General features: G+C 73.7%; 11 protein-coding genes. All 11 read right to left on the bottom strand.

Annotated features, from left to right (window positions below):
• Positions 1-11: 11 nt before the first annotated feature.
• Positions 12-1,037: a 2-oxoglutarate and iron-dependent oxygenase domain-containing protein gene (locus HB370_RS18080; protein ID WP_030779359.1), complete on the bottom strand. Its 1,026-nt coding sequence runs from the start codon at positions 1,035-1,037 to the stop codon at positions 12-14.
• Between the two features lie 225 nt (positions 1,038-1,262).
• Positions 1,263-1,868, bottom strand: coding sequence for a TetR/AcrR family transcriptional regulator (locus HB370_RS18085; RefSeq protein WP_030779362.1), 606 nt, complete (start codon positions 1,866-1,868; stop codon positions 1,263-1,265).
• The gene (locus HB370_RS18090) at positions 1,856-2,602 is read right to left on the bottom strand and encodes an enoyl-CoA hydratase family protein (RefSeq protein WP_030779365.1); all 747 of its coding nucleotides are present in this window, start codon (positions 2,600-2,602) and stop codon (positions 1,856-1,858) included. Before HB370_RS18090 ends, HB370_RS18085 begins: the two co-directional genes overlap by 13 nt.
• 25 nt (positions 2,603-2,627) lie before the next feature.
• On the bottom strand, positions 2,628-4,196 hold the full coding sequence (locus HB370_RS18095; protein ID WP_030779368.1) for a 4-coumarate--CoA ligase family protein: 1,569 nt from the start codon (positions 4,194-4,196) through the stop codon (positions 2,628-2,630).
• Between the two features lie 23 nt (positions 4,197-4,219).
• Positions 4,220-5,380 (bottom strand): acyl-CoA dehydrogenase family protein, encoded by a 1,161-nt coding sequence (locus HB370_RS18100; protein ID WP_030779371.1) that lies wholly within the window; start codon positions 5,378-5,380, stop codon positions 4,220-4,222.
• Between the two features lie 7 nt (positions 5,381-5,387).
• Entirely contained in the window at positions 5,388-7,241 is a 1,854-nt protein-coding gene (locus tag HB370_RS18105) for a biotin carboxylase N-terminal domain-containing protein (protein ID WP_030779374.1), read from the bottom strand.
• Between the two features lie 8 nt (positions 7,242-7,249).
• A complete protein-coding gene (locus tag HB370_RS18110; protein WP_030779377.1) occupies positions 7,250-8,848 on the bottom strand; it encodes a carboxyl transferase domain-containing protein in 1,599 nt (532 codons plus the stop codon).
• A complete protein-coding gene (locus HB370_RS18115; RefSeq protein ID WP_167512994.1) occupies positions 8,845-10,629 on the bottom strand; it encodes an acyclic terpene utilization AtuA family protein in 1,785 nt (594 codons plus the stop codon). The genes HB370_RS18110 and HB370_RS18115 overlap by 4 nt, the downstream gene beginning before the upstream one ends.
• A complete protein-coding gene (locus HB370_RS18120; protein ID WP_078637439.1) occupies positions 10,626-11,483 on the bottom strand; it encodes a TIGR03084 family metal-binding protein in 858 nt (285 codons plus the stop codon). Before HB370_RS18120 ends, HB370_RS18115 begins: the two co-directional genes overlap by 4 nt.
• 84 nt (positions 11,484-11,567) lie before the next feature.
• Positions 11,568-13,247 (bottom strand): NAD-dependent malic enzyme, encoded by a 1,680-nt coding sequence (locus HB370_RS18125; RefSeq protein WP_030779386.1) that lies wholly within the window; start codon positions 13,245-13,247, stop codon positions 11,568-11,570.
• Positions 13,248-13,314: 67 nt separating this feature from the next.
• A complete protein-coding gene (locus tag HB370_RS18130) occupies positions 13,315-14,274 on the bottom strand; it encodes an EamA family transporter (RefSeq protein WP_030779389.1) in 960 nt (319 codons plus the stop codon).
• Positions 14,275-14,375 lie beyond the last annotated feature (101 nt).

The raw sequence follows: 14,375 nt of genomic DNA on the forward strand, positions 1-14,375 counted from the left end.
CGGGGAACCGGTCAGGCGGGCGTCAGCAGGTTCCCGTGGTGCCGCTCCGCCACCAGCGGGTGGGCCCTCAGCTTGCCCTTGAGTTCGTTGTAGCCGTACTCGGCGTACAGCGGGTTCGCCGGGTCGGTGGTGATGCCGGGGGCCTTCGCGGCGTGCGGGAAGGGCAGCGGGTCGATCCGCGCGTCCAGGCGGGGGTTGTAGAAGAACGGCACCGAGTAGCGCTCGGTGGCGCCGGGCGGGCTGACGACACGGTGGTTGGTGGCCAGCAGATAGCCGTTGGTCGCCACCTCCAGCAGTTCGCCGAGGTTGACGACGAAGGCGCCCTCGAGCGGCGGCACGTCGTGGAAGCGGCCGTCCTCGCGCTGGACCTGGAGGCCGCCGACGGTGTCCTGGAGCAGCAGGGTCAGGAAGCCGTAGTCCTTGTGGGCGCCCACGCCCTGCTCGGTGCCGTCGGCCGCGCTGCCGGGGTAGCGGACGAGCTTGAGGTGCGGGTGGGCGTGCTCGCCGAAGACCGGGTCGTAGAAGCCGGCCGGGGCGCCGATGGCGGTCAGCAGTTCGCGCAGCAGCCGGTGCGCGACCGCGCTGAGCCGGTCGATCCAGGCGAGGGCGGCGGTGCGCAGCCCGGGCAGGGCGGCGGGCCACTGGTTGGGGCCCTGCAGCCACCAGTACGGGGGCTCGCCGGGGCCGGGGATCCGGGCGGGGCGCTCGGCGCCGATGTCGAGCTGGTCGCGCCAGTCGCGGGCGCCGCCGGTGCGCTCGTCGCCGGTGCGGGTGTAGCCCCTGAAGTGCGGGGAGTTGACGTTGTCGAGGGCGAGCCGGTCGGCCTCGGGGAGGGCGAAGAAGGCGCGCATGGCGGTGAGCAGCGCGTCCGTCTCGGCCCGGGTCACGCCGTGCCCGACGAGCTGGAAGAAGCCGACGTCGTGGGCGGCGCTGTGCAGCTGGGCGTGGAGCAGGGCGCGGGCCTGGGGGCCTCGGTCGGCGGCCGACAGGTCGATGATCGGGAGCTGGTCGTACGACATCGCTGTGTGCGTGGTCATGGTGCGTCCGCGGGTGTACGGGGCACGGCCGGCCGCCGAGGGGTACGGGCGGCCCCCGGTGCCGGAAAAGGGAGAAAAAGGGAGATACAGGGGGCTGTCAGGCGGAGAGGTGCCGACAGCCCATGCTCGTGACGCGCACGTAGTCCACGTGGCGGCGGCGGACGAGCATCGGAAGCATGGGCCAAGGGTAACGCGCCGCGTGAGAAGTGCCGCCGTACGGTCTTCTCAGCCCAGCGCGCCGTCCAGCAGGGCAGCCCACTGGGCGACGACCCGTTCGCGGCGGGCGGTGTCGTCGGTGAGCAGGTTGGCCAGGCCCAGGCCGCGGGCCATGTCGAGGAGGCCCTGGACGGTCTCGCGGACGCCGGGGCGGGACTCGTCGGCGCCGAGGAGTTCGACGGCTATGCGGTGGGTCTCGCGGCCCACCCGGGCCTCCAGCTCGGTCACCCGCGGGCGCAGCTGCTCCTCGTCGGAGGCGGCGACCCACAGGTGCAGGGCGGCGCGGAAGAGCGGGCCGGTGTAGAGGTCGACGAGGGCGGACACGACGGCCCGGCGGTCGGCTGGGCCGTCCGGGAACAGGGCGCGCAGGGCCAGCGAGCGTTCCTCGGAGACGTACTCGACGGCCGCGGTGAAGAGGTCCTCCCGGGTCGGGAAGTGGTGCTGGGCGGCGCCCCGGGAGACACCGGCGCGTTCGGCGACGACGGCGACCGTGGAGCCCGCCCAGCCGCGCTCGGCGAGGCAGGCCACGGCGGCCTCCAGGAGCCGCTGCCGGGTGGCCCGGCTGCGGTCCTGCTTGGGTACGCGCTCGCGTTCGGTCGTACTCACACCACCCATGCCGCATCACGTCTTTCCAGGAAGGCCGTCATCCCCTCCCGGGCCTGGCCGGAGGAGAACAGCCGGGCCGTCAGCGCGGTCAGCCCGTCCGCGTCCCGGTCGAATGTCTCCAGCACCCTAGCCGTGAGCAGCCGTTTCGTCTCGGCCAGGGCCTCGGGGGAGGCCCGGCGCAGGCCGTCCAGGACGGGGGCGAGGGCGTCGTCCACGTCGTCCGCCGCCGTCGTCAGCAGGCCCAGCGTCACGGCCTCGGCCGGGCCGAAGCGTTCGCCGGTGAGGTAGTAGCGGGCCAGGGCGCGGGGGTCGGCGCGCGGCAGCACCGGCAGGGAGATCACGGCGGGGGCGACGCCGATGCGCACCTCGGTGAAGGCGAAGGTGGCCGCGGCGGAGGCGGCGGCGATGTCGCAGGCGGCGAGCAGGCCGAGGCCGCCGGCGCGGACATGGCCGGTGACCCGGGCGACCACCGGTTTGGGCAGCTCCACGATCCGCCGCAACAGGGCCACCAGGGCCTCCGGGGCGGGCGGGTCGCGCAGGTCGGCGCCTGCGCAGAACGTCGTACCGGTGTGGGTGAGGACCACGGCCCGCACCCCGGGGTCCTCGCCGCAGTCGGCCAGGGCGTCGGCGAGCCCGGTGACGAGGGCCGCGGACAGGGCGTTGCGGGTCTCGGTGGCGTCGAGGCTGAGCGTCTCCACGGCACGCGCGCGGGTGCGGCCGATGGGCACGGCGGGGTCGGTCATGTGAACTCCCTGAACTGCCGGCCGGTCATGTGGACTCCCTGAGCTGCCGGCGCAGGATCTTGCCGGAGGCGGCACGGGGGACGGTGTCGGTGAAGGTGATCCGGCGGACGCGTTTGTAGGGGGCGACGCGTTCGGCGACGAAGTCCAGGACCTCGTCCCCGGCCGGGCCGTCGGCGCCGGGCCGGCGGACGACGAAGGCGTGCGGGATCTCGTTGCCGTCCTCGTCGCGGGCGCCGATCACGGCGGCGTCGGCGATACCGGGGTGGGTGAGCAGCAGGGCCTCCAGTTCGGCGGGGGCCACCTGGTAGCCCTTGTACTTGATGAGTTCCTTCACCCGGTCCACCACGAACAGCCAGCCGTCCGCGTCGGTGTGCCCGACGTCCCCGGTGTGCAGCCAGCCGTCGGGGTCGATCAGGGCGGCGGTGGCGTCGGGGCGGCCCAGGTAGCCCTTCATCACCTGGGGACCGCGGATCAGGATCTCGCCGGGCTCGCCGGGGCCGAGGTCGCGGCGGGGGTCGTCCAGGGAGACGATCCGCATCTCGGTGCCGGCGATGAGCCGTCCGACCGTGCCGGCGGGGGCCTCGCGCAGCCGGTCCAGGGGGACGGCATGGGTGCCGGGCGACAGCTCCGTCATGCCGTACGCCTGGCCGATCGGGGGCAGGCCGAGCCGTTCGGAGCAGGCGCGGGCGAGCCGGGCGTCCAGCGGGGCGGCGGCGCTGATGACGTACTTGAGGGAGGAGAGGTCGTAGCGGCCGACCGCCGGGTGCTTGGCGAGGGCGAGGACGATCGGCGGGGCCACGTACAGGCTGGTGATGCGGTGCTCGGCGATGGCGGCGAGGAAGGTCTCCAGCTCGAAGCGGGGCAGGACGACGACGGTGGCGCCCTTGCGCAGCGGCCCGTTCATCAGCGCGGTGAGGCCGTAGATGTGGAAGAACGGCAGGACGGCGAGGACGCGGTCGTCGGGGCCGGCCGGGACGGCGGAGTCCAGCTGGGCGAGGTTGGTGGCGATCTGCCGGTGGGTGAGCAGTACGCCCTTGGGGGTGCCGGTGGTGCCGGAGGAGTACGGCAGCACGGCGATGTCCTCGGCCGGGTCGATGGCGACCTGTGGTTCGGGATCGGTGGTGGCGAGCAGGCCGGTCAGCGAGCGGTGGCCGGGCGCGCTGTCGCACACGAGGATCTCCCGGATCCCGCCCGCGAGTCCGGCGGCCCGGCGGGCGGTCCGGAGCAGCGGGGAGACGGTGACGATCCAGCGGGCCGCGCTGTCGCGCAGCTGCCGGGCGAACTCCTCGGCGGTGGCGAGCGGGTGCGCGGTGGTGACGGTGGCACCGGCGCGGGTGGCGGCGTAGAACGCGAGCGGGAAGGCGAGGGTGTTGGGGCTGTGCAGGGCGAGGACGTCGCCCTTGCGCACGCCGGTGCCGGCGAGGGCGGCGGCCAGGCGCCGGTGGAACCGGTCCAGCTGCTCGTACGTGAGGGTGGTGCCGTCCGTGCCGTCGACGAGGGCGGGCCGGTCGCCGAAGCCGGCGGCGTGGCCCAGGACGGCTTCGTGGATGGGGAGTTCTACGGGCGGAACGTCTGCGTACTCGCTGCGGAACACGGTTCCTCCTCGCGCGGGGCCGCTCAGTACGACTTGGGCAGGCCCAGGCTCTGGTGGGAGACGTAGTTGAGGATCATTTCCCGGCTCACCGGGGCGATACGTGCCACGCGGGCGGCGGTTATCAGCGAGGCGAGCCCGAACTCCCGGGTGAGGCCGTTGCCGCCGAGGGTGTGCACGGCCTGGTCGACGGCCCGCACACAGGCCTCACCGGCCGCGTACTTGGCCATGTTGGCGGCCTCGCCCGCGCCGATGTCGTCCCCCGAGTCGTAGAGAAGGGCCGCTTTCCGCATCATCAGCCGGGCCAGCTCCAGGTCGATGTGGGCCTGCGCCAAGGGGTGGGCGATGGCCTGGTGGGCGCCGATGGGGGCCTTCCAGACCGTGCGCTCGCGGGCGTACTCGACGGCCCTGGCGAGGGCGTAGCGGCCCATGCCGATCGCGAACGCGGCCGTCATGATCCGCTCGGGGTTCAGTCCGGCGAACAGTTGCAGCAGCCCGGCGTCCTCGTCGCCCACGAGCGCCTCCGCGGGCAGCCGGACGTCGTCCAGGGTCAGTTCGAACTGCTTCTCGGCCGCGTTGAGTTCCATGGCGATGGGGTGCTTGTGGAAGCCCTCGGCGTCCGTGGGGACGATGAACAGGCAGGGCTTGAGGGTGCCGGTGCGGGCGTCCTCGGTGCGGCCGACGACGAGGACGGCGTCGGCGATGTCGACACCGGAGATGAAGACCTTGCGGCCGGTGAGCAGCCAGTCGGTGCCGTCCCGGCGGGCCGTGGTGGTGATGCGGTGGCTGTTGGAGCCGGCGTCGGGCTCGGTGATGCCGAAGGCCATGAGGCGGGTGCCGTCGGCGAGCCCGGGCAGCCATTGCCGCTTCTGCTCCTCGGTGCCGAAGCGGGTGATCACCGTGCCGCAGATGGCGGGTGAGACGACGAGCATGAGCAGGGGGGAGCCGGCGGCGCCCAGCTCTTCGAGCACGATGGAGAGTTCGGTTATGCCGCCGCCCCCTCCCCCGTACTCCTCGGGGAGGTTGACGCCGAGGTAGCCCAGCTTGCCCGCGTCGGACCAGAGTTCGGCGGGGGGTTTGCCTTCGGCGACCGTGCGGGTGACGTAGTCGCGGCCGTAGCGCTTGCCGAGTGCGGCCACGGCGGAGCGCAGGGCCTTGTGCTCTTCGGACTCGATGACGGCGGTCATGGGGCTCCTAGGAAGGGATTTCCTGCACTACTGCCAGGACGGTGCCCGGCTCGACCTGCTGTCCGGGCCTGGCGTGCAGGGCGGTGAGGGTTCCGGCGGCCGGGGCCGAGATCAGGTGCTGCATCTTCATCGCCTCCACCCATATGAGTCCCTGGCCGGCCCGAACCGTTGCCCCTTCCGCCAGCCCCTCGGCGATCCGGACGACCGTGCCCGGCATCGGGGCCACCAGGGAGCCGGGGGCGAGCCGGGCGACCGGGTCGGGGAAGCGGGGCAGGGCGGTGAGGCGGGTGGTGCCCACGTGTACCTGGTCGCCGTAGCGGGCGACGGTGAACTTCCGCCGTACGCCGTCGATGTCCAGGACGACCAGCCGGGCGTCGGCGTGCACGACCCGCACCCCGTCGGCGGCGAGGCCGTCCCGGGTGTGCCGGTAGCGGACCTCGTGCTCCTCGCCGCCCATCTCGTACCGCTTCACCTGCGGCTGCGAGGGGACGTTGCGCCAGCCGCCGAACCGGGAGCGACCGTGGGCGTCGGCGAGGGCGGCGGCCAGGGGGGCGTACGGGTCGTGGGCGGGCGTGGTCAGCGCGTCGAGGTGGCGGTCGTAGAAGCCGGTGTCCATGCGGGCCGCGGTGAACTCCTCGTGCCGCAGCGAGCGCACCAGCAGGTCCCGGTTGGTGACCGGGCCGTGGAGCACGGCCGCCTCCAGCGCGCCGGCGAGCCGGCGGATCGCCTCGGCCCGGGTGGGGGCGTGGGCGACGACCTTGGCGAGCATGGCGTCGTAGTGGACGCCGATGGTGTCGCCGTCGGCGCAGCCGGTGTCCAGGCGGACGCCGTCCGGTACGGCGATCCGGTGCAGGGTGCCGGTCTGGGGGGCCCAGTCGCGGGCCGGGTCCTCGGCGTAGAGGCGGGCCTCGACGGCGTGGCCGCGCGGGTGCGGGGGCTCGGTCCCCAGAGCGTGGCCCTCGGCGATCCGGATCTGCTCGGCGACCAGGTCCAGCCCGAACACGGCCTCCGTGACGGGGTGTTCCACCTGGAGGCGGGTGTTCATCTCCAGGAAGTGGGCGCGGCCGTCGGCGACCAGGAACTCGACCGTGCCGGCGCCGGTGTACGACACGGCGCGCGCGGCGCGTACGGCCAGCGCCCGCAGCTCCTCCGCGAGCCCCTGGGTGAGCCCGGGCGCCGGGGCCTCCTCGATGACCTTCTGGTGCCGGCGCTGGAGGGAGCAGTCGCGGGTGCCGAGCGGCCAGACGGTGCCATGGGTGTCGGCGAGGATCTGCACCTCCACATGGCGGCCGCGCTCCAGGTACGGCTCCACGAACACCTCGCCGTCACCGAAGGCGCTCGCGGCCTCGGCGCGCGCGCTCTCCAGGGCGGCCCGCAGCTCGTCCAGACGGCGCACGATCCGCATCCCGCGCCCCCCGCCGCCCGCCGCCGCCTTCACCAGGACCGGCAGGTCGGCCTCGGTCACCTGGTCCGGGTCCAGCGGGGCGAGGCCCATCAGCCGTTTGGCGCGGGTCTTGGACGCCATGGCCTCGATGGCCTCCGGCGGCGGGCCGATCCACACCAGCCCGGCGTCCCGCACGGCGCGGGCGAAACCGGCGTTCTCGGAGAGGAAGCCGTAGCCCGGGTGCACGGCGTCGGCCCCGGCGGCCAGGGCCGCCTTCACCACCAGGTCGCCGCGCAGGTAGGTGTCGGCGGGCGCCGCGCCCGGCAGCCGTACCGCCGTGTCGGCCACGCGCGCGTGCAGCGCGTCCGCGTCGGCGTCGGAGTGCACCGCGACCGTCCCGATGCCCAGCTCACGGCAGGTGCGGAAGACCCGGCAGGCGATCTCGCCCCGGTTCGCGACGAGCACACTGGAAATCATGTGATCCCTCACATCCGGAAGACGCCGAAGCCGCCGCGCGCGCCCTCGTAGGGCGCGGTGTGCAGGGCGGACAGGCACAGGCCGAGGACGGTGCGGGTGTCGCGCGGGTCGATGACGCCGTCGTCGTACAGCCGCCCGGACAGGAACATCGGCAGCGACTCGGCCTCGATCTGCTGCTCCACCATCGTGCGCAGGGCCGCGTCCGCCTCCTCGTCGTACGGCTGCCCCTTGGCCGCCGCCGACTGCCGGGCGACAATGGACAGCACGCCCGCGAGCTGCTGCGGGCCCATGACGGCGGACTTGGCGCTGGGCCAGGCGAACAGGAACCGGGGGTCGTAGGCCCGGCCGCACATGCCGTAGTGCCCGGCGCCGTACGACGCGCCCATGAGCACCGAGAGGTGCGGCACCTTCGAATTGGAGACGGCGTTGATCATCATCGAGCCGTGCTTGATGATCCCGCCCTGCTCGTACTCCTTGCCGACCATGTAGCCGGTGGTGTTGTGCAGGAACAGCAGCGGGATGTCGCGCTGGTTGGCGAGCTGGATGAACTGGGCGGCCTTCTGCGACTCGGCGCTGAACAGCACGCCCTGGGCGTTGGCCAGGATGCCGACCGGGTAGCCGTGCAGGGCGGCCCAGCCGGTGACCAGGCTCGTGCCGTACAGCGGCTTGAACTCGTCGAAGTCGGAGCCGTCCACGATCCGGGCGATCACCTCGCGCGGGTCGAACGGGATCTTCAGGTCGTCCGGGACGATGCCCAGCAGTTCCCCGGGGTCGTACTTCGGCGGCTCGGCCGGGCCGGGGTCGGGGTACGCCTTGCGGTGGTTGAGGCGGGCCACGACGCGGCGCGCCTGGCGCAGCGCGTCCGGCTCGTCCAGCGCGAAGTAGTCGGCGAGGCCCGACACGCGCGCGTGCATCTCGGCGCCGCCCAGCGACTCGTCGTCGCTCTCCTCACCGGTGGCCATCTTCACCAGCGGCGGCCCGCCGAGGAACACCTTCGCCCGCTCCTTGACCATGATCACGTGGTCGGACATGCCGGGGATGTAGGCGCCGCCGGCGGTGGAGTTGCCGAAGACGACGGCGATGGTCGGGATGCCCGCGGCGGACAGCCGGGTGAGGTCGCGGAAGATCGCCCCGCCGGGGATGAAGATCTCCTTCTGGGACGGCAGATCGGCGCCTCCCGACTCCACCAGGCTGATGCAGGGCAGCCGGTTGGCCAGGGCGATGTCGTTCGCGCGCAGCGCCTTCTTCAGGCTCCAGGGATTGCTGGCGCCGCCGCGCACGGTCGGGTCGTTTGCGGTGATCAGGCACTCCACGCCCTCGACCACCCCGATCCCGGTGACGAGGGAGGCACCCACCGGATACTCGCTGCCCCAGGCGGCCAGCGGGGACAGCTCCAGGAACGGGGTGTCGGGGTCGAGCAGCAGCTCGATCCGCTCACGGGCGAGCAGCTTCCCCCTCCCCCGGTGCCGGGCGACGTACTTCTCGCCGCCGCCGGCCAGCGCCTTGGCGTGCTCGGCCGCCAGGTCGGCGAGCTTGGCGAGCATCGCCTCGCGGCGGGCCCGGTACTCGGGGGCGGTGGGGTCGACAGCGGTCTGCAGGACCGTCACAGCAGGGCCTCCGGGATGTCCAGGTGGCGGGAGCGCAGCCATTCGCCGAGGGCCTTGGCCTGCGGGTCGAAGCGGGCTTGCGCGGCGACGCCGGCGCCGAGGATGCCCTCGACCACGAAGTTGACGGCGCGCAGGTTCGGGAGCAGGTGCCGGGTGACGGGCAGGTCCCGGCTCTCGGGGATCAACTTCCGGAAGGTGTCGGCCGTCAGCGTGTGGGCGAGCCACCGCCAGGCGTCCTCGGACCGGGCCCACACCCCGACGTTGGCGTTCCCGCCCTTGTCCCCGCTGCGGGCGCCGACGACCAGGCCGAGGGGCGCCCGCCGGGTCGGTCCGGGCGGAAGGGGTTCCGGAAGGGGCGGGTCCGGTACGGCGGCCAGGGGGCTTGTCTCCTGGGGCGGGGGTACGGGGACACGGCGGCCGTCGTGGAGGACGGCCACGTGGGAGACGGACACGTGGGCGGTGGGCACGTGGGCGGTGGGCACGTGGGGGGCGGGCCCGTGGGGGGTGGGCACGTGGTCGGTGTCCACGTCGGAAGCGCCGGCCCTGTGTGTGGCGCCCACATGGGGGACGTACACATCCTCGAAGACCCCATAAGGTGCGCCCTTTCCGGGTGGGGCCAGCACATGGAAGCCGGGGTAGCTGGCCAGTGCCAGCTCCACCGCGGCCCCGCTCAGCGCGCGCCCCACGACCTGCTGGTCCGGGTCGCGTACGACGAGCCGCAGCAGCGCGCTGGCCGTCTCCTCGGTGTCCGCGTCGGCCCGGTCGGTGCGCACCAGCTCCCAGCGCACCTCGCTGGGCGGCGTCTTGGCGAGCGCGTCCGCGAGCTGCTCGCGCACCAGCGCCGCCTTGGCCTCGATGTCGAGCCCGGTGAGCACGAAGACGACCTCGTTGCGGAAGCCGCCGAGCCGGTTGAGCCCGACCTTGAGCGTGGGCGGCGGCGCCTCCCCGCGCACCCCCTCGATCCGCACCCGGTCCGTCCCCTCCTGGGCGAGCCGTACGGTGTCCAGCCGGGCCGTGACATCGGGTCCGGCGTACCGGGCGCCGCCGGTCTCGTACAGCAGCTGGGCGGTGACCGTGCCCACGTCCACGAAGCCGCCCGTGCCGGGGTGCTTGGTGATCACGCTGCTGCCGTCGGCGTGGATCTCGGCGAGCGGGAAGCCGGGCCGGCGTACGTCCCCCTCGGCGAAGAAGGCGTAGTTCCCGCCGGTCGCCTGGGTACCGCACTCCAGCACGTGTCCGGCGACGACGGCACCGGCGAGCCGGTCGTGGTCGTCGGGCCGCCAGCCGAAGTGCGCGGCGGCCGGCCCGGTGACCAGCGCCGCGTCGGTCACCCGGCCGGTGACCACCACGTCGGCGCCCGCCCGCAGGCACTCGGCGATGCCGAAGCCCCCGAGGTAGGCGTGGGCGGCGAGGGTGCCGGGGTAGGCGGCGGTCAGGTCGTCGCCCTCGACGTGCGCGACCCGCACCGGGATGCCGAGCCGGTCCGCCAGCCGCCGTATCTCCCCGGCGAGCCCGGCGGGGTTGAGGCCGCCCGCGTTGGTGACGATCCGTACGCCGCGTTCGTGGGCGAGGCCCAGGCAGTCCTCCAGCCGGCGCGGGAAGGTGCGGGCGTATCCGGCGGACGGGTCCTTCAGCCGGTCCCGGGCGAGGATGAGCATGGTGAGTTCGGCCAGGTAGTCACCGGTGAGGACATCGACCTCGCCGCCGGTGAGCATCTCGCGCAGGGCGTCGGAGCGGTCGCCGTAGAAGCCGGAGAAGTTCCCGATGCGCAGCGGTTTCACCGGCCGGCCCCCTGAGGCGAACGGCCGGACTCCTCGGCCGGACGGCCGGTCCCCCGCGCCGGCCCGTCGGCCGCCTCGCGCGGGCGGCCGGTGCCCGGTGGGCCCGCGAAGGCCTGGGCGATGTCCAGCCAGCGGTCGGCGTCCGGGCCCGTGGCCGTCAGGGCCAGGCCGGCGCGGTGGGCACGCTGGGTGACCAGGAGGCAGAAGTCGAGAGCGGGGCCGGTGACGCGCTGCGCGGCGCCCTCCGGGCCGTACGTCCACACCTCGCCGGAGGGCGCGAGCAGTTCGACCCGGAACTCCTCGGCCGGCGGGGTCAGTCCGCGCACCCCGTAGGCGAAGTCACGGGTGCGTACCCCGAGCCGGGCCACATGCCGGAGCCGGTCGGTGGGTGGGCGCACCACACCCAGGGCGTCGGCGATGTCCTGGCCGTGGGCCCAGGTCTCCATGAGCCGGGCCGTTGCCATGGAGGCTGCCGACATGGGCGGGCCGTACCAGGGGAAGCGGGCGCCGGGCGGGGCGCCCAGCAGTGCCTCGCGGAGGGCGGTGCGTCCGGCGCGCCAGGCGGCCAGCAGGTCGGCCGGCGGGAGCGCGGCGCCCTCCTCGGCCCCCTCGTCCACGAACGAGGCGGGGGCGGCGAGTGCCTTCTCCACCAGTGCCCCGAAGGCACCGGGGTCGGTGACGGCGAGCAGTGCGGAGCGGTCGGTCCAGGCGAGGTGCGCGATCTGGTGGGCGACGGTCCAGCCGGCCGCGGGAGTCGGCAGCTCCCACTGCTTCGGGCTCAACTCGGCTACGAGCAGGTCGAGTTCACCACTCTCGGCACGCAGGTCGTCGATGACGGGCGTCGGGTCGGCCATGGGGGGAGCATGGCAGCGCCGCCAGAAACAATCAAGCGTGCTTGCATTAATTGGGTCGCCGTCCTACCGCTCCGGGCGCCGCCGTCACACCGCTTCCAGCGGCGGGTAGACCGGCTCCCAGCGGGCCGCCCGTACCGCCGCCTCGACATCGTCCAGGTCGGCCCGGGCGACTCCTTCGTCCACCGCGGCGCGGGCCACGGCCACCGCGACCGCCTCCGAGGTGGCGCGCAGCTCGCGGATCGGCGGGAGGAGCGGTGCGTCCAGCCGGGAGACCTCCGCGTCGGCGGTCCGGCGGGCCACCGCGTCGGCGGCCGCGCGCAGCATGCGGTCGGTGACGCGGGAGGCGCGGGCGACGATCGTGCCGAGTCCGAGGCCGGGGAAGACCAGCGCGTTGTTGGCCTGGCCGATCTCGTACGTCGTGCCGTCCCGCTCCACCGGGGCGAACGGGCTGCCGGTGGCCACCAGTGCCCTGCCGCCGGTCCAGTCGAGCAGGTCGGCGGGGGTGGCCTCGGCCAGGTCGGTCGGGTTGGACATGGGCAGGATGATCGGGCGTCCGGTGTGCCGGGCCATCTCGCGGACGATCTCCTCGCGGAACGCGCCGCCCTGGCCGGAGGTGCCGATGAGGACGGTCGGGCGGACCCGGCGGACCACTTCGGCCAGCGGGATGCCGGGCAGGTCCTCGTCCCGGTGCCAGCCGTCGGTCTCGGCGGCGGGGCGGGCGTACGGCCGCTGGACGTCGCTGAGCCGGTCGCCCTGATCGTCGGTGAGCAGGCCGTACCGGTCGACGCACCAGAACCGGGCGAGCGCCTCGGCCTCGGACAGGCCCTCGGCGATCAGGGCGTCCCGCAGCTGGTCGGCGACACCGATGCCGGCGGTGCCCGCGCCGAAGACGACGATCCGGTGCTCGGGCAGGGGCACGCCGGCCGCGCGCACCCCGGACAGGACGGCGGCGAGGTTGACGGCGCCGGTGCCCTGGATGTCGTCGTTGAAGGTGCAGACCCGGTCGCGGTAGTGGTCGAGGATGCGCCGGGCGTTGGCGTTCCCGAAGTCCTCCCAGTGCAGCAGGGCGCCGGGGAAGAGCCGGGTGGCGGTGGTGACGTAGGCGTCGATAAAGGCGTCGTACGTGTCGCGGTCGACGCGGGGGTGGCGGTTGCCGAGGTAGAGGGGGTTGTCGAGGAGCTCCCGGCGGTTGGTGCCGACGTCGAGCATGACGGGCAGGGTGCGGCGCGGGTCGATGCCGGCGGCGGCGGTGTAGACGGCGAGCTTGCCGACCGCGATGTCGATGCCGCCGACGCCCCAGTCCCCGATGCCGAGGATGCCCTCGCCGTCGGTGGCCACGATCAGGTCGACGTCGTCGGCGCCGAGGCCGCTCGCGCGCAGGGAGCGTTCGATGTCGCCGGGGGCGTCCACGGAGAGGTAGATGCCGCGCGGGCGGCGGTACTCGGTGCTGTAGCGGCGGATCGCCGTGCCCACGGTGGGGGTGTAGACGATGGGCAGCATCTCTTCGAGGTGGTCGCCGACGAGCCGGTAGAACAGCACCTCGTTACGGTCGTGCAGCGCGGTCAGGTTCACGCTCTTGGCCAGGTCGTCCGGCTGTTCGCGGAACTGGCCGTAGGCGCGCTCGGCCTGCTGGTCCTGGGTGAGCACGCGGGGCGGGACCAGCCCGACGAGGTCCAGGGCCCGGCGCTCCGCCTCGGTGAACGCCGTACCGCGGTTGATCCGGGGGTCGCCGAGCACGGCGCGCCCGCGGGCGGTGACCTTCATGAGCCCACCTTCGCACAGGGCGGATCCCCGTGCGCAGGCGAACGATTACGGACTGTGACGGCGGGGTCTACTGACCCTCGGCCGGCAGAGCGGCCTTGCCCCGGCCCATCTGGGTGCGGACCGCGCCGATGCTCGCGGCGATGACCAGGGCGATGGCCGCCGCCTCGGCGGGGTGGAGGGACTGGCCCAGGACGAGGAAGCCGGCCGTGGCGGCGATGGCGGGTTCCAGGCTCATCAGGATGGCGAAGGTGGAGGCCGGCAGGCGGCGCAGGGCCAGGAGTTCGAGGGTGTAGGGCAGGACCGAGGAGAGCAGGGCCACCGCCGAGCCGAGGGCGATGGTGGTGGGGTTCAGCAGGCGCGTGCCGGCCTCGGCTATGCCGAGGGGGAGGAAGAGCAGGGCGGCCACGGCCATGGCCAGGGCCAGGCCGTCGGCCTGGGGGAAGCGGCGGCCGGTGCGGGCGCTGAAGACGATGTAGGCCGCCCACATGGCGCCGGCGCCCAGGGCGAAGGCGACACCTACGGGGTCCAGATCGCCGAAACCTCCGCCACCGAGCAGGAACACGCCCGCGAGCGCGAGACCGGCCCAGAGCGCGTTGAGCGCACGGCAGGAGGCCAGGACGGACAGGGTCAACGGGCCGAGGACTTCGAGGGTGACCGCCGGGCCCAGCGGGATACGGTCCACCGCCTCGTAGAACAGGCCGTTCATCGCGCCCATGGTGATGCCGAAGACGATCACCGTGCCCCAGTCGGCGCGCGAGTGGCCGCGCAGCCGGGGACGGCAGACGATGAGAAGGACGACCGCCGCCGCGACGAGGCGCAGGGTCACCACGCCCAGCGCCCCCGCCCGGGGCATCAGGGTGACCGCCAGCGCGCCGCCGAACTGCACAGAGATCCCGCCGGCCAGCACCAGCCCGACCGGTCCGAGAGAGGTCAGCCGGCCGGGACTGCGCGGAGCGGGCGCCCCCGGTGACGGGGAGGACGCCGGTGACGTCGAGTTCGCGGCGCTGGGGGTGTTGACGGTGCTCACGGCGGTCCCGGTGCTGGATCGGATCAGATCATGTACATCTCCATGTACTACCGAGTCCAGGGTAATAGACTCCGTCAGGAGTGTGAACCCTTTATGGAACT

The sequence above is a fragment of the Streptomyces sp. DSM 40868 genome (genome assembly GCF_011820545.1).
Lineage (GTDB): Bacteria > Actinomycetota > Actinomycetes > Streptomycetales > Streptomycetaceae > Streptomyces > Streptomyces eurythermus.